18 protein-coding genes are annotated in these 20,153 nt (G+C 71.6%); 13 read left to right on the top strand and 5 right to left on the bottom strand.

Annotated elements, in window-relative coordinates; all coding sequences use genetic code 11:
- Positions 1-7: 7 nt before the first annotated feature.
- The gene (locus G5T42_RS12255) at positions 8-1,846 is read left to right on the top strand and encodes a DUF255 domain-containing protein (RefSeq protein ID WP_165128884.1); all 1,839 of its coding nucleotides are present in this window, start codon (positions 8-10) and stop codon (positions 1,844-1,846) included.
- Between the two features lie 179 nt (positions 1,847-2,025).
- Here the strand turns inward: G5T42_RS12255 and G5T42_RS12260 are convergent, their stop codons facing one another.
- On the bottom strand, positions 2,026-3,258 hold the full coding sequence (locus G5T42_RS12260) for a glutamyl-tRNA reductase (RefSeq protein ID WP_165128885.1): 1,233 nt from the start codon (positions 3,256-3,258) through the stop codon (positions 2,026-2,028).
- 23 nt (positions 3,259-3,281) lie between these two features.
- Here G5T42_RS12260 and hemE point away from each other — a divergent pair, with 23 nt between their 5' ends.
- The 6 genes from hemE to G5T42_RS12290 all read left to right on the top strand — a co-directional run bounded on the left by hemE (position 3,282) and on the right by G5T42_RS12290 (position 9,550).
- On the top strand, positions 3,282-4,352 hold the full coding sequence (gene hemE / locus G5T42_RS12265) for a uroporphyrinogen decarboxylase (RefSeq protein ID WP_206535633.1): 1,071 nt from the start codon (positions 3,282-3,284) through the stop codon (positions 4,350-4,352).
- Complete coding sequence (locus G5T42_RS12270; protein WP_165128886.1) at positions 4,342-5,616, top strand: FAD-dependent oxidoreductase; 1,275 nt, start codon at positions 4,342-4,344, stop codon at positions 5,614-5,616. The genes hemE and G5T42_RS12270 overlap by 11 nt, the downstream gene beginning before the upstream one ends.
- A gap of 68 nt (positions 5,617-5,684) precedes the next feature.
- Entirely contained in the window at positions 5,685-6,314 is a 630-nt protein-coding gene (gene hemQ / locus G5T42_RS12275; RefSeq protein ID WP_241246073.1) for a hydrogen peroxide-dependent heme synthase, read from the top strand.
- A 10-nt stretch (positions 6,315-6,324) separates the two neighbouring features.
- The gene (hemC, locus tag G5T42_RS12280) at positions 6,325-7,224 is read left to right on the top strand and encodes a hydroxymethylbilane synthase (RefSeq protein WP_165128888.1); all 900 of its coding nucleotides are present in this window, start codon (positions 6,325-6,327) and stop codon (positions 7,222-7,224) included.
- An 11-nt stretch (positions 7,225-7,235) separates the two neighbouring features.
- Positions 7,236-8,231, top strand: a complete 996-nt coding sequence (hemB, locus tag G5T42_RS12285; RefSeq protein ID WP_165128889.1) for a porphobilinogen synthase — start codon at positions 7,236-7,238, stop codon at positions 8,229-8,231.
- Complete coding sequence (locus G5T42_RS12290) at positions 8,228-9,550, top strand: glutamate-1-semialdehyde 2,1-aminomutase (protein WP_165130225.1); 1,323 nt, start codon at positions 8,228-8,230, stop codon at positions 9,548-9,550. The genes hemB and G5T42_RS12290 overlap by 4 nt, the downstream gene beginning before the upstream one ends.
- 43 nt (positions 9,551-9,593) lie before the next feature.
- Here the strand turns inward: G5T42_RS12290 and G5T42_RS12295 are convergent, their stop codons facing one another.
- A complete protein-coding gene (locus G5T42_RS12295) occupies positions 9,594-11,192 on the bottom strand; it encodes a phospholipid carrier-dependent glycosyltransferase (RefSeq protein WP_165128890.1) in 1,599 nt (532 codons plus the stop codon).
- A 24-nt stretch (positions 11,193-11,216) separates the two neighbouring features.
- Here G5T42_RS12295 and rsmI point away from each other — a divergent pair, with 24 nt between their 5' ends.
- The 3 genes from rsmI to G5T42_RS12310 all read left to right on the top strand — a co-directional run bounded on the left by rsmI (position 11,217) and on the right by G5T42_RS12310 (position 14,715).
- The gene (gene rsmI / locus G5T42_RS12300; protein WP_165128891.1) at positions 11,217-12,050 is read left to right on the top strand and encodes a 16S rRNA (cytidine(1402)-2'-O)-methyltransferase; all 834 of its coding nucleotides are present in this window, start codon (positions 11,217-11,219) and stop codon (positions 12,048-12,050) included.
- Positions 12,051-12,144: 94 nt separating this feature from the next.
- A complete protein-coding gene (gene metG / locus G5T42_RS12305) occupies positions 12,145-13,722 on the top strand; it encodes a methionine--tRNA ligase (RefSeq protein WP_165128892.1) in 1,578 nt (525 codons plus the stop codon).
- An 81-nt stretch (positions 13,723-13,803) separates the two neighbouring features.
- Entirely contained in the window at positions 13,804-14,715 is a 912-nt protein-coding gene (locus G5T42_RS12310) for a TatD family hydrolase (protein WP_165128894.1), read from the top strand.
- A gap of 13 nt (positions 14,716-14,728) precedes the next feature.
- On the opposite strand, the gene G5T42_RS12315 is transcribed toward G5T42_RS12310, so the two are convergent.
- Positions 14,729-14,902: a hypothetical protein gene (locus G5T42_RS12315; protein WP_165128896.1), complete on the bottom strand. Its 174-nt coding sequence runs from the start codon at positions 14,900-14,902 to the stop codon at positions 14,729-14,731.
- A gap of 221 nt (positions 14,903-15,123) precedes the next feature.
- Here G5T42_RS12315 and G5T42_RS12320 point away from each other — a divergent pair, with 221 nt between their 5' ends.
- From G5T42_RS12320 to G5T42_RS12330, 3 genes are read left to right on the top strand one after another with little or no spacing between them, the layout of a single operon-like run.
- The gene (locus G5T42_RS12320; protein ID WP_206535634.1) at positions 15,124-16,446 is read left to right on the top strand and encodes an RNA polymerase sigma factor; all 1,323 of its coding nucleotides are present in this window, start codon (positions 15,124-15,126) and stop codon (positions 16,444-16,446) included.
- Positions 16,443-16,796, top strand: a complete 354-nt coding sequence (locus G5T42_RS12325; RefSeq protein WP_165128898.1) for a YciI family protein — start codon at positions 16,443-16,445, stop codon at positions 16,794-16,796. The genes G5T42_RS12320 and G5T42_RS12325 overlap by 4 nt, the downstream gene beginning before the upstream one ends.
- A gap of 60 nt (positions 16,797-16,856) precedes the next feature.
- A complete protein-coding gene (locus tag G5T42_RS12330; protein WP_165128900.1) occupies positions 16,857-17,219 on the top strand; it encodes a YciI family protein in 363 nt (120 codons plus the stop codon).
- Between the two features lie 33 nt (positions 17,220-17,252).
- On the opposite strand, the gene G5T42_RS12335 is transcribed toward G5T42_RS12330, so the two are convergent.
- Both G5T42_RS12335 and G5T42_RS12340 read right to left on the bottom strand, forming a co-directional pair.
- Positions 17,253-18,557 carry an MFS transporter gene (locus G5T42_RS12335; RefSeq protein WP_165128902.1) on the bottom strand — a complete coding sequence of 435 codons (1,305 nt, stop codon included), beginning with the start codon at positions 18,555-18,557 and terminating at the stop codon, positions 17,253-17,255.
- 129 nt (positions 18,558-18,686) lie between these two features.
- Positions 18,687-20,153 carry a sugar porter family MFS transporter gene (locus G5T42_RS12340; protein WP_165128904.1) on the bottom strand — a complete coding sequence of 489 codons (1,467 nt, stop codon included), beginning with the start codon at positions 20,151-20,153 and terminating at the stop codon, positions 18,687-18,689.

The raw sequence follows: 20,153 nt of genomic DNA on the forward strand, positions 1-20,153 counted from the left end.
CGACGCCATGAACGAGCGTCTGGCCGCCTCTGCGAGCCCCTACCTCCGCCTCCACGCCGGAAATCCCGTCGCGTGGTACCCGTGGGGCGAAGAGGCCTTCGCGGAGGCGCGCCGGCGCGACGTGCCGGTCTTCGTCTCGATCGGCTACTCCACATGCCATTGGTGCCATGTCATGGCGCGGGAGTCGTTCGAGAACGCTGCGCTGGCCGAGCGGCTCAACGACCGCTTCGTCGCCATCAAGGTCGACCGCGAGGAGCACCCCGAGGTCGACGCCGCCTACATGGCGGCCGCCGGCGCGTTCACGCAGAACCTGGGCTGGCCGCTGAGCGTCTTCACGACGCCGGACGGCGGTCCGTTCTATGCGGGCACTTACTTCCCGCCCGAGCCCCGCGCCGGCATGCCGTCGTTCGGACAGGTCCTGGACGCGGTTCACGAAGCGTGGACCGACCGCCGCGAGGCGGCCGAGGGTACCGCCGGTGCGATCGCCGAGGCCCTGGCCGACGTGCGCGGGACCGTGGCGGAGGGGAGCGAGCCGCCGGATGCCTCCGCCGTCGTGGCCGCCGCGCGTGCCCTCGCCGAGCGAGAGGATCCCGAGTACGGCGGCTTCTGGGGCGGCGATCCCCGGGCTCCGAAGTTCCCGGTCGCGACGGCCCTGCGGTTCCTGCAGTCGCGGCTCGTGCGGCAGCGGGATGCCGAGGCATCCGTCGTCGCCGACCGCGCTCTCGCGGCCATGGCCGCCTCGGAGCTGCGCGATCCCGTCGAGGGCGGGTTCTTCCGCTACGCCACGCGGCGGGACTGGACCGTGCCGCACTACGAGCGGATGCTCACCGACAGTGCGCAGCTGCTCGACGTCGCGGTCGACGCCGGCGATGTCGAGACGGCGCGCGGCATCGTCGCGTTCCTGCGGGACGTCTTGCAGCAGCCGTCGGGCGGGTTCGGCGCCGCTCAGGACTCGGAGTCGTGGATCGACGGCGCTCGGAGCGAGGGCGGGTATTACGCACGGGATGCCGCGGCACGCCGCGAACTCGAGCCGCCGGCGGTGGACGGCAAGGTCGTGACGGGGTGGAACGGGCTCGCGATCGGCGCCCTGGCCCGTGCGGGGGTGCGCCTCGGCGAGGCCGAGTGGATCGAGGCCGCGCGCTGGGCGGCCGACGCCGTGCTCACCACGAACGTCGCGCCGGACGGCCGGCTCGTGCGCGCCTCGCTCGACGAGATCCCCTCGCGCGCACCGGCGACGATCGCCGATCACGGACAGCTCGCCGAGGGTCTCGTGTCGCTCGCGGTCGCGACGGGCGAGCCCGCCTATGCCGTTCGCGCGCGAACGCTGGTCGAGGCGTGCGTCGCCGAGGACGGGTCATTGCAAGCTCCCGCGGGCATCGACCCCGTGCTGGCCGCACGAGGAGTGGTGGCGCCGGATGCCTCCTCCGACGGCGACGAGCCCTCCGGCGTCGCGGCGATCGCCGGGGCCGCAGCCGCACTATGGCTGCTCGGAGGGGGAGAGGACGACCGTGCTCTCGCCGAGCGTCTCGTGGCCGCGCACGCCGGGGCGGCCCTTGCACAGCCGCTCGCGCACAGCTCGCTGCTGCGCGTGGCGGGGCTGCTCGCGACGCCTCCGCGACAGGTCGTCGTGGTGGGAGAGCCGTCGGACCCGCTCGCCGAAGCCGCGTGCAGGCTCGACGCCGACGTGGTGGCCGTCGTGACGCCCGCCCAGGCGGCGGCCTTCGCCGATGCCGGGTTCGGACTCTTCGCCGACAAGACGCAGCGCGACGGCCTCGCGACGGCCTACGACTGCCGGGATTTCGCCTGCCGCCTGCCCGTGACCGATCCCGCGGACCTCGTGCCCTGAGCCGCTCGCGGGCTCGGCGCGTTTCGTCTGCGGCGCTGCGCGCCTCCGCTCAACGACCGGGAACGACGTCTCCCTCCGGTCGTTGAGCGAGCGGAGCGAGACGAAACGGCCCCGGACCTCCGGTCGTTGAGCGAGCGGAGCGAGACGAAACGGCCCCGGACCCCCGGCGCAGGCTCGGCTCAGCCGGCGGCGCGCTCGGCGTCGACGATCGACAGGGCCGAGGCGACCTCGACCCCGAACACCGTCTCGAGCGCCCGCTCGAACTCGTCGAGACGGCCGGCCGCGGCGAACTCGCGCGCCCGCGTGGTGGGTCCGTGCGAGAGCACACCGGCCAGGTGGCGCAGCGCCGAGGCGGCGCGGGCGTCGTCGGGACGAAGCCGCGCGAGCTCGGCATCCAGAACCGACTGGATGTGCGTGCGCCACGCGACGATCGCGGGGGCCGCGGCGCGCTCGGCGTTGAAGGTCGCGACGGCCGAGCCGACGACCGCGTGGGCGCCGGCGCCGAGCTCGGCGAGGGCCGCGTGCCGGCCGATCAGCTCGAGATCGAGCAGGTCGATACCGGGGAGCTCTCCGACGGCGGGCTCGACGTTGCGGGGGAGTCCGAGGTCGATCACCAGCCGCGGCCGGTCGTCGGGGATGTCGGCGGGTCCGACCGTGTACCGGGCGGTCGAGGTGATGACGATGTCGGCCGCGGCGATGGCATCGCGGAGGTCGTGCTCGGCGCGGACGCCGTACTTGCTGGCGAAGGAGTCGGCACGGCCGGTCGCGGAGTACACGCGGACGTTGCCCGCGCCCCGCGCCTGGAGCGCGGCGATGGTCGTCGCTGCGTAGCGCCCGGTGCCGACGAGGAGCACCGGGAGCGTCGCCCAATCGGTCACCCGCGAATCGGCGAGGTCGAGCGCGAGGCGGGCGAGCGACCGCCCGGCGGCGGCGAGGTCTGCTTTGGCGCGCACCTCCCGCGTCGCGCGCGCGGCGCGCTGAAAGGCCTGCTCGAGCTCGGTGCTGCTCGTGCCGGCCTCGCGGGCGGCGCGGAGCGAGCGCTGCACCTGGCCGCTGATCTCCTCCTCGCCGACGACCATGGACTCGAGGCCCGAGCTGACGGCGAACAGGTGGCGCACGACGTCGTCGCCGCTGAGCACGACGGCCGAGTCGCGGAGGGCCGCGGCATCCGTCCCCGTCGACTCGGCGACCGCCTCGAGCACCGCCTCGCGCGCGAGCGCGACCCCGCCCGTGACCGGGTCGTCGAGCTCGAGATACGTCTCGAAGCGGTTGCACGTGGCCAGCACAACGGCGCCGCGCACGAAATCGTGTGCGGCGACTACGTCGGCTCCGGTGGAGTCCGCGGCCCTCGAGATGCGATCGAGGACGTCGAACTCGGTGTTCCGGTGGTTCGCCGTCAGGCAGAACAACATCGCATCGAGTTTAGCCTGGATGGGTGACTTCGCCTCTGAGCGCCCTCTCCGCGTCCCATCCGCTTCTCGACGGACGGACGTCGGACTCCCCCCTCGTCCGCGCCGCGCGCGGCGACCGCCCGGCCACGCCGCCGGTGTGGTTCATGCGGCAGGCGGGGCGGTCCCTCCCCGAGTACCGCGCCAGCCGCGCCGGCACCGAGATGCTCGACGCGTGCCTGACTCCGGATCTCGCCGCAGAGATCACGCTGCAGCCGGTCCGCCGCCACGGCGTCGACGCTGCGGTGTTCTTCAGCGACATCGTGATCCCGGTGCTGCTGGCCGGTGTGGGCGTGCGCATCGTCGCAGGCCGTGGGCCCGTCCTCGACGAGCCCATCCGCACCGCGTCCGATGTGCTGCGGCTCCGGCCCGTCGAGCCGGAAGCGCTCGCGCCCATCACCGACGCGGTGTCGATCGTCGTGCGCGAATTGGGCGACACGCCGCTCGTCGGCTTCGGCGGCGCCCCGTACACGCTTGCGAGCTACCTCATCGAGGGCGGCCCGTCGAAGGATCAGCTGCGCGCTCGGGCCATGATGCGCACCGACCCGCGCACGTGGGCGACGCTGCTCAACTGGTGCGCCGACGTGACGGGCGCCTTCCTGCGGGCGCAGGTCGAGGCGGGCGCCAGCGTCGTGCAGCTCTTCGACTCGTGGGCGGGCTCGCTCTCGCGCACCGACTACCAGCGCCGCGTCGCCCCGCACTCCCGCCGGGCGTTCGACGCGCTCCGCGGATTCGAGGTGCCGAAGATCCACTTCGGCCTCGGCATGGGCGAGATGCTCGACCTGCTGCCGCCCCTCGGAGCCGACGTGATCGGCATCGACTGGCGCCTTCCGCTCGACGAGGCGAACGACCGCCTCGGCGGCCGCCTTCCGCTGCAGGGGAACATCGACCCCGCCTTCCTCACGGGCCCCTGGAATCTCGTCGAGGCGCATGTCCGCGACGTCGTGGCCCGTGGTGCGGCCGCCCCGGCGCACATCGTCAATCTGGGGCACGGCGTGCCGCCCGAGACCGACCCCGAGGTGCTGACCCGGATCGTGGAACTCGTGCATGACCTCTGACGCCATCGTCGTGGGAGGAGGCGTGGGCGGTCTCGTCGCCGCCCGCCGCCTCGCCCTCGAGGGCTTCGCGGTGACGCTCTTCGAGCAGTCCGAGGTCCTCGGCGGCCAGGTGGCGCGGCAGCGGATCTCGGGGGTCGACCTCGACGCGGCGGCTGAGTCGTTCGCGACCCGGGGCGGTGCGGTCGCCGCGCTCCTCGACGAGCTGGGCCTCGCCAACGACATCGTGACGCCCAGTCCGTCGCCGGCCTGGCTGCACCGCGGCGACGGCAGCGCCGTACCGCTCCCGGCGACCGGGCTCCTCGGCATCCCGGGCGACCCGCTCGCCCCCGACGTCGTCCGTGCGATCGGTCGCGAAGCGGCCGAGCGGGCGGCGCGCGACGCCGAGCTCCCCGCCCGGACGGGGACGGATGCCTCGTCCCTCGGCGAGCTCGTGCGCGTCCGGATGGGCGACGCCGTCGTCGAGGGGCTTCTCGCCCCGGTCGTGCGGGGCGTGCACTCGATGAGCCCCGACGACCTTCCCGTCGAGCGGGCCCACCCGCGACTGCGGGCCGAGGTGCTGGAGCAGGGGTCGCTCGCCGCCGCCGTCCGGGCGCTCCGCGCCGCGTCGCCCGCCGGATCGGCGGTCGCCGGGATCCGCGGCGGGATGTTCCGGCTCGTCGATGCGCTCGCGGACGAGTGCCGCCGGCTCGGCGTCGAGATCGAGCTCGGCACGCCGGTCGAGGAGGTGTCGGCGGACGGCGTCATCGTCGGCGGCCGCCGGCGGGGCGGCGTCGTCGTGCGGGCGGCCGCACCGCCGGCGGACGACGGGCGGCGGCTCACCCTCGTCACCCTCGTCGTCGATGCGCCGGGGCTCCACGATGCGCCTCGGGGCACGGGGCTCCTCGTCGCCCCCGATGCGCCGGGTGTCGCGGCGCGAGCCCTGACGCACCTCACCGCCAAGTGGCAGTGGGTGGCCGACGCGCTCCCCGGGCGCCACGCCGTGCGGCTGTCGTACGACGGGGTGCCGGATGACGCCGTCGCGACAGCGACGCGGGATGCCGGCATCCTTCTCGGCACTCCGATAGAAGAGGTGCTCGACGCCACCGAGTACACCTGGGCGCGGGGAGCATCGGCTTCGACCGGCGATCTCCCGGCCGTCGGTGAGGCGGCCGCCGGGACGGGGCTCGCATCGATCGTCCCGCACGCCGAGCGCACCGCCCGGGAACTCTCGAACTCGAGACGAATTCGCCCTGCCCGTGGGGCAGGGGAGAGGATGGAAGGGTGACCGATCGGACCGACGAGCAGCAGACGACCGCGACCGACGCCTCCTCCGCAGGAACCCGCTACTTCGGACTGTGGGCCGTGTTCCGGCGCGACGCGCACCCGGCGCCGGTCGCCGAGGGCGCGCCGGCGGCCGCCGAGGTGGTCGCGGAGCTGGGCGAGACCGTGCGCGCGATCTACGACGTCTCGGGCCTGCGCGCCGACGCCGATGTGCTGGTCTGGCTCGTGGGCGACTCCGCTGAGGGCCTGCAGGCGGCCCTGCGCGCGCTCCGCCGCTCGCGCGAGCTCGCCCCGCTCCTCCCGACGTGGAATGCGCTCGGCATGCACCGCGACGCGGAGTTCAGCCGCGACCACGCCCCGGCTTTCGCCCGCGGGCTGGCACCCAAGGAGTGGCTCACGGTCTACCCGTTCGTCCGCAGCTACGAGTGGTACATCCTTCCCTCTGCCGAGCGCGGCCAGATGCTCGCCGACCACGGCCGTATGGGGCGAGACTTCCCCCAAGTGCAGAGCAACACCGTCGCGAGCTTCGCGCTCGGCGACTACGAGTGGATCCTCGCCCTGGAGGCCGACGACGTCACCGATCTCGTCGACCTCATGCGGCACCTGCGCGCGACCGAAGCCCGGCGCCACGTGCGCGAAGAGGTGCCGTTCTTCACGGGGCGCCGCATCACCCCCGACGAGCTCGCCGAGGTGCTCTCATGACGGTCGACCGATGACCCTGCGGATCGGCACTCGCGCGAGCACGCTGGCCCGCGCCCAGGCCGGAACCGTCGCCGACGCGCTCGGCGCCGAACTCGTCCCGATCGTCTCGGATGGCGACCGCAGCACGGCATCCCTCGCGTCCCTCGGCGGCACCGGCGTCTTCGCCACGGCGCTGCGGGAAGCGCTGCGCGACGGCGAGGTGGATGCCGTCGTCCACTCGTTCAAGGATCTTCCGACCGCGCCAGCCGACGGCCTCGCGATCGGCGCGGTTCCCGAGCGGGCTGACGCCCGCGACGTCGTCTGCTCCCGCCTCGGTGCGGGCCTGGACGAGCTCCCCGAGGGTGCCCGCGTCGGGACGGGATCCCCGCGGCGGCGGGCGCAGGTGGCGTCGCGCCGCCCGGATCTCGTGCTCGTCGACATCCGCGGCAACATCGACTCTCGGCTCGAGCGGTTGACGACGGACGACCCCGAGCGCGCTCTCGACGCGGTCATCCTCGCGGCGGCGGGCCTCGACCGCATCGGCCGCCTCGACGCGGTGTCGGAGTTCCTCTCGCTCGACCGGTGGCCCACGGCGCCCGCGCAGGGCGCCTTGGCCATCGAGACGCGGGCCGGCGACGAGCATCTCGTCGCGCGACTCGACCATCGCATGACGCGACTGGCCGCAGAGGCCGAGCGCGGCGTCCTCGCACGGCTCGAAGCGGGCTGTGCGGCGCCGATCGGTGCCCGGGCCTTCGTAGACGACGGCCTCCTCTTCCTCACCGCCCGCGTGTACCGTCCCGACGGCGCGGCCCATGTCACCAGCTCGCACGCCATGCCGGCCGACGCCGAGGCGCCCGACGACCTGTCGCACCGCGTCGCCGACGAGCTCCTCGCGCAAGGCGCGGCCGAGCTCGCGCCCCTCAACCCCTGACCGGAGCATCCATGTCTCTCCCCGACGCCGCGTTCCCGGCGGCCCGTCCCCGGCGTCTGCGGGCCACCCCCGCGTGGCGCCGCCTCGTCGCCGAGACGCGCGTGCACCCCGCGCAGCTCGTCCTGCCAATGTTCATCGCGGAGAGCGTGTCCGAGCCCGTGCCGATCAGCTCGATGCCGGGCGTTGTGCAGCACACGACCGACTCGCTGAAGGCCGAGCTGCACCGAGCCGCCGAGGCCGGCATCGGCGGCGTCATGCTCTTCGGTGTGCCCGAGCAGAAGGATGCCCAGGGCTCCGGAGCGACCGACCCCGACGGCATCCTCAACGTCGCGACGCGCATCGCGGCCGCGGAGGTGGGTGACGCGCTCGTCGTGCAGACCGACCTCTGCCTCGACGAGTTCACCGACCACGGCCACTGCGGCGTGCTCGACGCCGAGGGTCGGGTGGACAACGATGCGACGCTCGAGCGCTATCGCGACATGGGTCTCGCGCAGGCCGAGGCCGGCTCAGCGCTGCTGGGCCTCTCCGGGATGATGGACGGCCAGGTCGCCGCCGTGCGTGAAGCCCTCGACACCGCCGGCCGCTCCGACGTCGCGCTGCTCGGGTACGCCGCCAAGTACGCCTCGCCGTTCTACGGTCCCTTCCGCGAGGCCGTCCAGTCATCGCTGCAGGGCGACCGCCGGACGTACCAGCTGGATGCCGCGAACCGCCGGGAAGGCCTTCGCGAAGTGGCGCTCGACGTCGCCGAGGGTGCCGACATCGTCATGGTCAAGCCGGCGATGTCCTACCTCGACGTGCTCGCCGACGCAGCCGCCGTCTCGCCCGTGCCGGTGTGGGCGTATCAGGTGAGCGGCGAGTACGCGATGGTCGAGGCCGCCGCCGCCAACGGGTGGATCGATCGGGAGCGCACGATCGACGAGACGATCACGAGCATCGTGCGTGCGGGGGCCGACGCCGTCCTCACCTACTGGGCCGTCGAGGCGGCCGAGCGGTGGTCGCGCTCATGATCACGAATGCGGATGCCGCGACCCGCGCTCGGGCGGTGATCCCCGGCGGCGTGAACTCGCCTGTGCGGGCCTTCGGCTCGGTCGGCGGGACGCCGCTCTCCATCGTCTCGGCCCGGGGGCCGCTCGTCACCGACGTCACAGGCCGCGACTACGTCGACCTCGTCGCCTCGTGGGGGCCGGCGCTCCTCGGCCACGCCCACCCCGAGGTGGTCGCCGCCGTCCAGGAGGCGGCTTCCCGGGGCCTCTCGTTCGGAGCGTCGACGCCGGGTGAGACCGAGCTCGCCGAGCTCGTCATCGACCGCCTAAGCATCGACGGCACCCCGGGCATCGAGAAGCTGCGCCTCGTGTCGACCGGGACCGAGGCGACCATGACGGCGATCCGCATCGCGCGCGGCGCGACCGGGCGAGACGTCGTCATCAAGTTCGCGGGGCACTATCACGGCCACTCCGACGGTCTGCTCGCCGAGTCCGGATCCGGTGTCGCGACACTCGGCCTCCCCGGCTCCGCCGGCGTGCCGGCCGACATCGCGGGCCTCACGCTCGTGCTTCCCTACAACGACCGCGCGGCCGTCCTCGCCGCGTTCGAGGCGCACCCCGGCCGCATCGCGGCGATCATCGCCGAGGCGGCGGGCGCGAACGCCGGCGTCCTCACGCCCGACGAGGGCTTCAACCGCTTCCTCGTCGACACGGCGCATGACCACGGCGCGCTGTTCATCCTCGATGAGGTGCTCACCGGCTTCCGCGTGAGCGTCGCCGGCTGGTGGGGCCTCGAGCGGACCGCCGGGCAGGACTGGGTGCCCGACCTGGTGACCTTCGGCAAGGTCATCGGCGGCGGCATGCCCCTCGCCGGGATCGGCGGGCGAGCCGACCTCCTCGATCTCCTCGCTCCGCTCGGCCCGGTGTATCAGGCGGGCACGCTGAGCGGCAATCCGCTCGCGGTCGCGGCCGGGCTCGCGACGCTGCGGCTCGCCGACGCAGAGGTGTACGGGCGGGTGGATGCCGCGGCATCCGTCGTGTCCCAGGCACTCGGCGACGCGCTCACCGAAGCGGGCGTCGCCCACGTCATCTCGTACGCCGGAAGCCTCTTCTCGGTCGCGTTCCGGGACGCGCCGGTGCGCGATTACGCGGATGCGCGCAGCCAGGACGCCTGGCGGTACCCGGCGTTCTTCCACGCCATGCTCGACGCGGGTGTCTCGCTGCCGCCGAGCGTCTTCGAGGCCTGGTTCCTGACGGCGGCGCACGACGACGCGGCGCTCGCCCGGGTGATCGATGCGCTGCCCGTCGCCGCTCGAGCGGCGGCTGCGGCGACACCGGCCTGACCCGGGCCCGGCCTGACTCGGAGCCCGGCGCGGCTCGCGCCGGCTAAATCCAGCCCGCGCGGTTGAAGTGCAGGTACCAGAAGTCGTACGGCACGTTCATGGCCGTCCACACCGGGTAGTACCACGCCGAGACGAGGACGACCGCGACGATCAGCACGCCGGCCGCCCACCGGCCGAGCGCGAAGCCTCGCTGGGTTTTGAGCTGCGCGAGATCGCGCAGAGTCGTCGTGAGTGCGAGGAGCATGAACGGCAGGATGACGATCGTGTAGAACTGGAAGATCGTCCGCTCGGGATAGAGCAGCCACGGGACGTAGGTTGCCACGATGCCCGTCAGGACGAGCCAATCCCGGCCGTCGCGCTTGGCGATCGCGCGCCACACGAGGTAGACGACGGCGATGACGGCCGCCCACCACAGGAGCGGGTTCGCAATGCTCGTGATGCCCTCCGAGCAGCCGTTGCCGCCGGCCGTGCACCCGTCCACGCCCGTCGCCATGCCGTGGTAGTACATCGACGTCGGGCGCAACATGAGCGGCCACTGCCAGGCGGGGCTCGCATAGTTGTGGGGTGACGTCAGGTTGATGTTCGATCCGTAGATCGACTGGTGGTAGTGCCAGAGGTTCTGCAGCGACAGGGGCACCCACGTCCAGAATCCCGTGGCCGGATTGTCGTCGACGGCATGCCGGTCGTAGCCGCCGTCGGTCACGAGCCATCCGGTCCACGACACGAGATAGACGACGAACGCGACGGGGACGAACAGAAGGAACGTCGCGAGGCCCTGGCGCAGTGCGTCCGTCGGCCACGAGAGAACCCCGGCCCTGCGCCGCGCGAGCGCGTCGTCGACGACGAGGTAGACGCCGAGGGCCGCGAGCACCCAGAGTCCCGACCACTTGACAGCGGTCGCCGCGCCGATCGCCGCGCCCGCCGCAAGGATCCACGGGCGGTTCCAGAACACGGGCCCCCACGCCACGGGAAGCCCGTCGGATCTCGCCAGGATGGCGGCTTCGAGCCGCTCACGATGTCGCCGTCGGTCCAGGACGACGAACCAGAAGGCGAGGACGACGAAGAAGGTGAGGATGCCGTCCAGGATGGCGACGCGGCTGAGCACGATCCCCAGACCGTCGACGGCCATGAAGAGGGCCGCGACCGTCGCATAGACGATCGAGCCGCCGAGCGATCGGGCAAGGAGGTAGAGCACGAGCACAGTCGCCGTGCCGAAGACCGCGACCGAGAAGCGCCACCCGAACGAGGAGTCGGCCCCGAAGAGCGCCATGCCGAGGCCGATGATCCACTTGCCGAGCGGCGGATGCACGACGTAGGCGGGATGCTCGGTGAAGCTGTCGGTGCTTCCGTCCGCGAAGGCGTAGTCGGGGTTCTTCGGCCAGGTGGACGGGTATCCGAGATGCCACTGGCTCCAGGCATCCTTCACGTAATACGTCTCGTCGAAGACGATCGCGTGCGGATGCCCCAGGTTCCAGAAGCGCAGCACCGCGGCCAGGAGCGTCACGAGCAGCGGCGCGAGCCAGCTCCACAGCCGGTGGACGCGAGGATCCGAGTCGAGCCGAGTGCGCCAGCGCTCGTAGAAGGTGGGACGCACCTCGGGTGCGAGGGGCTGCGGAAGCAGCGGCTCCGAGGTGGTGGTCACGCCGTCAAGCCTAGGCTGGAACCTGTGATCATCCTGGCCGCGACCCCTATCGGAAACCTGGGGGATGCCTCGCGCCGCCTCGTCGAGGCGCTCGAGTCCGCGACGGTCATCGCGGCCGAGGACACGCGCACCACGCAGCGCCTGCTCGCGGCGCTCGGCGTCGGCAACCGGCCCCGGCTGATCGCCCTGCACGACCACAACGAGAAGCAGCGCGCGGCCGAACTCGTCGAGCTCGCACGCGACGGTGACGTCCTGCTGCTCTCGGACGCCGGCATGCCGACTGTGAGCGATCCGGGGTACGGGGTCGTGGCCGCGGCCGCAGCGGCCGGCGTCGACGTCACGGTGATCCCCGGACCGAGCGCCGTCGTGACCGCGCTCGCCGTCTCTGGGCTTCCGACCGACCGGTTCACCTTCGAGGGGTTCCTTCCCCGCAAGCCGGGGGAGCGGCGGGCCTCGCTCGCAGCGCTCGCGCGGGAGACCCGCACGATGGTGTTCTTCGAGTCGCCGGCGCGGGTCGAGGCATCCCTCGCAGACATGGCCTCGGCGTTCGGCTCGGACCGCAGGGCAGCCGTGTGCCGGGAGCTCACCAAGCTGCACGAAGAGGTGGCGCGGGGGTCGCTCGCCGAGCTCGTGAGGTGGGCCGCCGAGGGAGTGCGCGGAGAGATCGTCGTCGTGGTGGCGGGAGCCGCCGCCGTCGAGGTCGGCTTCGACGAGGCCGTCGGGCAGGTCGAGGAGCTCGTGGCGGGCGGCACGAGACTCAAGGATGCCGCGGCCGAGGTCTCCGGCCACACCGGCCATTCTTCCCGTGAGCTGTATCAGGCGGCGCTCGCACTGCGAGCGAGCCGAGCCGGTACCTGAGGGACGTATTACGAAGGCCCGTTCCGAGGTGCCTCCCGAGCCTCGCTCTCGTCACAACGGCGGAGGGGGCATCCGTCCTGAATAGACTCGTTCGGTGACTTCCGGCCGTTCCTTCTACATCACGACGCCGATCTACTACCCGAGCGACGTGCCCCACATCGGCCACGGGTATACGACCGTGGCGGTCGACACCCTCGCGCGCTGGCACCGCCAGGCGGGAGACGACACCTGGATGCTGACCGGCACCGACGAGCACGGCCAGAAGATGATGCGCGCCGCGTCGGCGAACGGCGCCACGCCCCAGGAGTGGGTCGACAAGCTCGTGTCGCAGGAGTGGTTCCCCCTGCTCAAGACGCTGGATGTCGCGAACGACGACTTCATCCGCACGACGCAGCCCCGCCACGAGGAGCGCGTCAAGCAGTTCGTGCAGGCCATCTACGACCGCGGCTACATCTACGCCGGCGAGTTCGAGGCGCTGTACTGCGTGGGCTGCGAGGAGTTCAAGACGGAGTCCGAGATCGTCGACGGCGAGGGGCCGTTCGAGGGCCTCAAGGTGTGCGCGATCCACTCCAAGCCGCTCGAGCTGCTGCAGGAGAAGAACTACTTCTTCAAGCTCAGCGAGTTCCAGGAAAAGCTGCTGGAGCTCTACTCGTCGGTGCCGGACTTCATCCGGCCGGAGTCGGCGCGCAACGAGGTCGTGTCCTTCGTGAAGCAGGGCCTCAAGGACCTGTCGATCTCGCGATCGACGTTCGACTGGGGCATCACGGTGCCGTGGGACGAGTCCCACGTCATCTACGTGTGGGTCGACGCCCTGCTCAACTACGCGACGGCCGTCGGCTACGGCGGCGACCCGGCCGAGTTCGAGCGCCGCTGGCCCGCCTATCACGTGGTCGGCAAGGACATCCTGCGCTTCCACGCCGTCATCTGGCCCGCGATGCTCATGGCCGCCGGCGTGGACGTGCCCCGCGGCGTGTTCGCGCACGGCTGGCTGCTCGTCGGCGGCGAGAAGATGTCGAAGTCGAAGCTCACCGGCATCGCGCCGACCGAGATCACCGACGTCTTCGGCTCCGACGCGTACCGGTTCTACTTCCTCTCGGCGATCGCGTTCGGCCAGGACGGCTCGTTCTCGTGGGAGGACCTCTCGGCGCGATACCAGGCCGAGCTCGCGAACGGCTTCGGCAACCTGGCCTCGCGGACCACGGCCATGATCGACCGCTACTTCGAGGGCATCGTGCCGCCGCCGGGCGAGTACACCGACGTCGATCTCGGCATCCAGAAGACGGTCCGGGATGCCGCGGCCGCCGCCGACGCCGCGATCGAGCGATTCCGCATCGACGAGGCCATCACGTCGATCTGGACGATCGTCGACGCGCTCAACCTCTACATCACCGAGAACGAGCCCTGGGCGCTCGCGAAGGACGAGACGCAGCGCGAGCGTCTCAGCACCGTGCTCTACACGGCCGCCGAAGGCCTCCGCGCCCTCGCGGTGCTGCTGTCGCCCGTCACGCCGATCGCGACCGAGAAGCTGTGGGTCGCCCTCGGCGCCGCAGACACGCTCGGCCGGCTGCACGACCAGCCGATCCGCGAGGCGGGGAGCTGGGGCATCCTTCCCGCAGGTTCCACCGTGAGCGCCCTCGCACCGCTCTTCCCCCGCGTCGAGCAGACGGTCTGACCACCGTGCTTGTCTTCCCTTCCTTGATGTCCCGAAATTGGCCGCTTCGGGCGGCTCACACCGGCCAGAATCGGGACATGCATGAGTGAGCCGCGCGTGCCGTACCCGGCGGAGGCGACCGACCCGAGCAATTACGTCCGGGTGCGCGAGAAGGGCTCCCGCGACGTCTCGTATCCCGACGCGCCTGAGCCGCTCGTCGTCCCCGTGTACGACAACCACGCGCACCTCGAGATCGAGGACGGCGTCGGCCTGTCGCTCGACGAGCAGCTCGAGCGGGCGGGGGCGGTAGGCGTCGTCGGTGTCGTGCAGGCGGGTGGCGACATCGACTCGAGCCGGTGGTCGGCGTGGGCCGCGGCATCCCACCCTCGCGTGCTGGCGGCGGTGGCGATCCACCCGAACGAGGCCCCGGCCTACGCCGCGGCCGGACGGCTCGCCGAGGCCATCGGCGTGGTCGACGAGCTCGCCGCGCAGCCGCGTGTCCGGGCGATCGGCGAGACGGGGCTCGACTTCTTCCGCACCGACGAGGCGGGGCTTCCCGCCCAGTTCGAGAGCTTCGAGGCGCACATCGCGCTCGCCAAGAAGCACGCCATCGCGATGCAGATCCACGACCGCGACGCGCACGATGCCGTGCTCGAGACGCTGGAAAGGGTCGGGGCGCCCGACCGCACGGTGTTCCACTGCTTCTCGGGCGACGCCGAGATGGCCCGCATCGCGGGCGACCGCGGCTACTACCTGTCGTTCGCGGGCAACGTGACGTTCAAGAACGCCCAGAACCTCCGGGATGCGCTGGCGGTCATCCCGCGGGAGCGGATCCTGGTCGAGACGGATGCCCCGTTCCTCACGCCTTCACCCCACCGCGGGCGGCCCAATGCGCCGTACCTCGTCCCCGTGACGGTGCGCTTCATCGCCGCCGAGCTCGGCGTGGAGCTCGACGAGCTGTGCGCCCAGATCGCCGCGAACACGCTCGAGGTCTACGGATCGTTCGACGACTGACGCGCGCCGGTGCTTAGCCGCCGAGCCGCACTGCGATGCCTGGCGGCATCGACAGGAGCGCATCGCCGAGCTCGCGCCAGAACGCGTGCCGGCGCGCCTTGCGCCACTGACGCAGCGCGAGCCGCGCTTCCTCGATGTGGACGGCGTACTCGCGCTCCTCGGCGACGCTCATGCCTCGGTCCGTCATGTCCTTCACCTCTCATCGATGGGCGGTCCGGTGATCCGCCTTCACGAGGGCTACGAACGGATGGGCGCCGTTTCGACCGGATCGTCGATCTTCCTGACTCTTGAACTTCTCCCGCGGGTCGGTGTCGAATCGGGGGGATCCCGTTCGTTGAACTGGTGAGGGTCGCCGACGCGCGGCCCGCACGACCGAGGGACTTCCATGACGCACCGCCGGATCGACACATGCCCCGGGCCCGGCAGGTGGCGACCGTGATCGCGGACGTCGCCGCCGCGATCGCGCGCACGCACCGAGAGGAATGGGCCCGAGTCGTCGCGGGGCTCGCGCGGCGCTTCGGCGACCTGGACATCGCCGAGGAGACCGCCGCAGATGCTTTCGCGACCGCCGTCGAGCGATGGCCCGTCGACGGGATCCCGCCGAACCCCGGCGCCTGGATCACGACCACGGCACACCGCAAGGCGATCGATCGCCTCCGGCGCGAAGCGCGCCGTGACGAGCTCCATCGGGAGGCGCTCATGCTCGCCGACGACTCGCCGGGACAGGACGTCGGCGCAGTCGACGACGACCGGCTGCGGCTCGTCTTCACGTGCTGCCACCCTGCGCTCGCCATGGAAGCGCGCGTCGCGCTCACTCTGCGCATCGTCGGCGGCCTCACGGTCGCCGAGATCGCCCATGCCTTCCTCGTGCCGCAGACGACGATGGGGCAGCGGATCAGCCGCGCGAAGGCGAAGATGAAGGCAGCCCGGATCCCGTTCCGGCTCCCCGATCACGACGACCTCGCCGAGCGCGCAGACGGTGTCCTCGCCGTGATGTACCTGATCTTCAACGAGGGCTACCTCGCTTCCGGCGAAGACTCCGACCCGCTCCGCCCGGATCTCACGGGGGAGGCCATCCGGCTGACCCGGCTCGTGCGCGATCTGCTGCCGGCCGGATCGGCCGAGCGTGCCCACGCGACGGGTCTCCTCGCGCTCATGCTGCTGACCGAGGCCCGCGCCGGGGCGCGCGTCTCACCCGACGGGGAGCTCGTCCGCCTCGATGAGCAGGATCGGCGGGCCTGGGATCGGGCGCTCATCGAGGAAGGTCTCGCGCTGGTGAAGGAGAGCCGGGACGCGGCCGCGCGCGGCGACGGCCGCCTCGACAGGTACCAGATCCTCTCGGCGATCAACGCCGTCCACGCGTCGGCGCAGCGGGCGCGCGACACCGACTGGTCTCGGATCGTCGAGCTGTACGCGGAGCTCGAGCAGGTCGATCCGAGCCCGATCGTCACCCTCAACAAGGCGATCGCCGTCTCGGAGTCCGACTCGCCGGAAGCGGGTCTGGCGATGATCGAGCGGCTCGGCGACGCGCTCGCCGGCCATCACGCGTTCCACACGACGCGCGCGGAGCTGCTCCGGCGCGTCGGGCGGTCCGCCGACGCGCGGACGGCCTACGACCGTGCGATCGATCTCGCCGGGAACACCGCGGAGATCGCACACCTCGTCCGCCGCCGCGGCCAGCTCGCGGCATCCGGTTCCGATGATCTCCCCGCGCGAGGAGCGCCCTCATGAGTCAGCAGTTCGTCGTCGTCTTCATGCATGATGCCTCCGGGGCGACGCTCCCGCCGGACGAGGAGCAGAAGATGCACGAGGCATGGGCGCACGCCGCCGAGCGTGCCGGGCGGCTCGGTCCAGGGGCGCCGATCGCCGGCGCGGACGCAGCCAAGGCCGTCGCCGAGCGAGACGGGCGCATCCTCATCACCGACGGGCCGTTCCCCGAGTTCAAGGAGTGGTTCGCAGGCTTCGCGATCCTCGAGGCCGAGACGCTCGACGAGGCGGCCGCGCTCATGGCGGAGCATCCGTCGGCCGTGCTCGGACGCATCCTCGTCGCCCCGGTCGTCGCGCTCCCCTGGGAGCGGTAGTCAGGCTCCCCCGGGAGCGCCCATCAGGCTCCTCCGGGAGCAGCGAAAGGACAGCACGCCATGACCACTCAGCAGTTCCTCGTGATCCACATGACCGACTCGACCGCGCCGGCCCAGCTTCCTCAGGACGAGGATCGACGGATGCTGGAATCCTGGGCGCAGGAGGGCGCCGAGGCCGGCACCCTCGGCTCCGGCGCGTCGGTCGCTGGGCGCGACCGGGCGAAGTCGGTCGTCGTGCGCGACGGCCGGACGATCGTCACCGACGGCCCGTTCCCCGAGTTCAAGGAATGGTTCGCGGGCTACGACCTGGTCGAGGCGGAGTCCATCGATGACGCCGCCGCGTACATGGCGAAGCACCCGACCGCGGTGCACGGGCGCGTCCTCATCCTTCCGACCGTCCCGCTCCCGTGGGAGCAGGACTGAACCGCCGCGTCGCCGGGGTGCCTCCGCCGCGACTCAGTCGGGCAGCGGCATCCCGCCCGCACCGGGTTCGTCCTCGGCTGCGAGTCGATCGGTCTCTTCTTCGTCGAGCACAGGCTTGGCGGCGGCGATGTGCGAGATGGGGCGCCACACGAGCGCGAGCGTGATGGCCGAGCCGGCGAAGGCGAACCACCACGGCGCCGTGAGACCGAACAGCTGCGCCAGCACGCCGCCGATGAACTGGCCGATCACGAGACCGCCGAAGACGCCCACCATGTTGACCGAGGCGATCCGTCCCTGCAGCTCCATGGGGACGAGCCGCTGGCGGACCGTCGTCGATATCGTCGCCCACACGAACGCGTACAGGCCGAAGCCGAACATGATGACGAAGGCGACTACCGGCGACGTCGTCACGGCGAAGCTCAGGTGCATGAGCACCTCGAGCGAGAGGCACACGCGCATGAGCGTCGAGAACGAGACGCGCTTCTCGAGCCAGCCGAAGCTGAAGACGGCGATGATGCCGCCCAGCGCGGAGGCGGTCGTGAGCGCCCCATAGCCGACCGGACCCATGCCGAGGTGTTCCGTGGCGTAGAGCACGAGCACGCCCCACGGCGCGGCCCACGTGACGTTGAAGACGAGGATGATGATGACGAGCGTCCGCACGGGCGCGTTGTGCCGGAGCCACTGGAGACCCTCGCGGATGGCATGCGCCTTCGTCCCGCGCGATCCCTCCTGATGCTCGGGAACCGGCGTGCGCGCGATGCGGGAGATGAGCAGCACCGCGAGCGCGACGCAGAGCACCTGCAGCACGAACGGCCAGAACGAGCCGACTGCGAAGAGGAAAGCGCCCAACGGCGGCCCCGCGAGCTGATTCGCGACCAGATACCCCGCCTGCATGCGCGCGTTGCCGATCCCGAGGTCGGCGGGCTTCACGAGCATCGGGAGGAGGGTGCTGCCCGCGGAGTCGGCGAACACCTCGGCCGTCCCGTAGAGGAACGAGGTGGCCAGCACCATCCAGACGTTCGCCTGTCCCGTGACCAGGAACACCACGAGGGCGAGCACGACGACGGCGCGCAGGCCGTCGGCGATCATCACGAGGCGCCGTCGGTCGTGGTGGTCGGCGATGGCGCCGGCGAGGAGCCCGAACAGCAGCCATGGCAGGAACTGCATCATCGCCCCGGCGGCGACGAGGATCGGCGAGGGCGTGAGAGAGGCGATCAGGAGGGGTGCGGCCGCGAGGGCGATGCCGTCGCCCAGGTTGCTCGTCCACGAGGAGGCGAGGAGCCACCGGAAGTCCGTTCCGAGGCGACGTGGTGCGATGAGATCGCCGAGCGAAGGCATCCGAACATCCTACGAGTGCGCGGGGTCACCTCGAGATCGCACGAACGACGGCCGAGGCATCCGCTCGTCGGTGATTCGTGCGATCTCGGCGCCGTGTGAGCGCAAGCCCGCCCGGCGCTGCCGGCGCGCTCAGGCGCTGCCGGTCGCCTGGGCGTTCTTGCGGGTGAACAGCGTCTCGGTCTGCTCGATGTCCATCCCCTTCGTCTCGGGGACGCGCCACGCGACGTACACGAAGGAGAGGGCGGCGAAGAGCGCGTACATGCCGTACGTGAGCGGCAGCGACCATTCGCTCATAGCGGGGAAGCTCACCGTGATGAGGAAGTTCGCGATCCACTGCGCGCCCGCCGCGACGCCCAGCGCCTTGCCGCGGATGCGGCTGGGGAAGATCTCGCCCAGGAGCACCCACACGAGCGGCCCCCACGAGGCGCCGAAGCCGATGACGAAGACGTTCGCCGCGATGAGCGCGATAGGGCCCCAGGGGGCGGGCAGCGAGACGGCGCCCTCGGCGTTCGTCGTGGCGAAGAGGAAGGCGACAGCCATCGCTCCGAGCGAGAGCGTCATCATCACCGAGCCGGTCAGGAGGATCGGCTTCCGGCCCACCCGATCGACCAGGAAGATCGCCACGAGGGTCACGAGGACGTTCACGATCGAGGTGATGACGCTGATGGTGAAGGAGTTGCTCTCGTCGAAGCCGACCGAGCTCCAGAGGCTCGTCGAGTAGTAGAAGATCACGTTGATCCCGACGAACTGCTGGAACACCGACAGGATGATGCCCACCCAGACGATCCGCTGAAGGCCCAGCACGGGTCCGCGGATCGAGACGCCGGCGTTCTTGCGATCGGTCTCGATCGTCGTCTGCAGGTCGCGCATCGTCTGGTCGAGGTCGGCCGCGGGCACGAGCCGCTCGAAGATGGTGCGCGCCTCGTCGTACCGCCCCTTCGCGATGAGGTAGCGCGGAGACTCCGGAAGAGTGAAGGCGAGGATGCCGTACACGGCCGACGGGATCACCCCGACGAGGAACATCCAGCGCCATGCCTCGAGGCCGAACCACAGCACTTCGTCCGCGCCGCCGGCGGCGTTCTGCAGCAGCGCATCGCTCAGGAGAGCGGCGAATATGCCGAGCGTGATCGCGAGCTGCTGCAGCGAGGCGAGGCTGCCGCGGATCTGACGGGGCGCGATCTCGGCGATGTAGGCGGGCGCGACGACAGAGGCGATGCCGATGCCGAGACCCCCGATGACGCGCCACAGCGCGAGATCCCAGACCGAGAAGGCGAGGCCGGCGCCGAGCGAGCTCACGAAGAACATCACCGCGCCGAGGAACATGACGCGCAGACGCCCCCAGCGGTCGGAGAGGTTGCCCGCGACGATCGCGCCGACGGCGCAGCCGAGGAGGGCGATGGCCACGACGAAGCCGGTGATGACGGCGTTGAGCCCGAAGTCCTGCTGGATGGAGTCGACCGCGCCGTTGATGACGGAGGAGTCGAAGCCGAAGAGGAAGCCGCCCACGGCCGCCGCGACGGAGAGGCCGATCGCTCGACGGCCATAGGGGCTGCGGAACGAGAATGCGTCCGCCGGAATCGAGCCCGTAGTGTTCAT

The organism is Microbacterium sp. 4R-513, assembly GCF_011046485.1.
GTDB lineage: Bacteria > Actinomycetota > Actinomycetes > Actinomycetales > Microbacteriaceae > Microbacterium.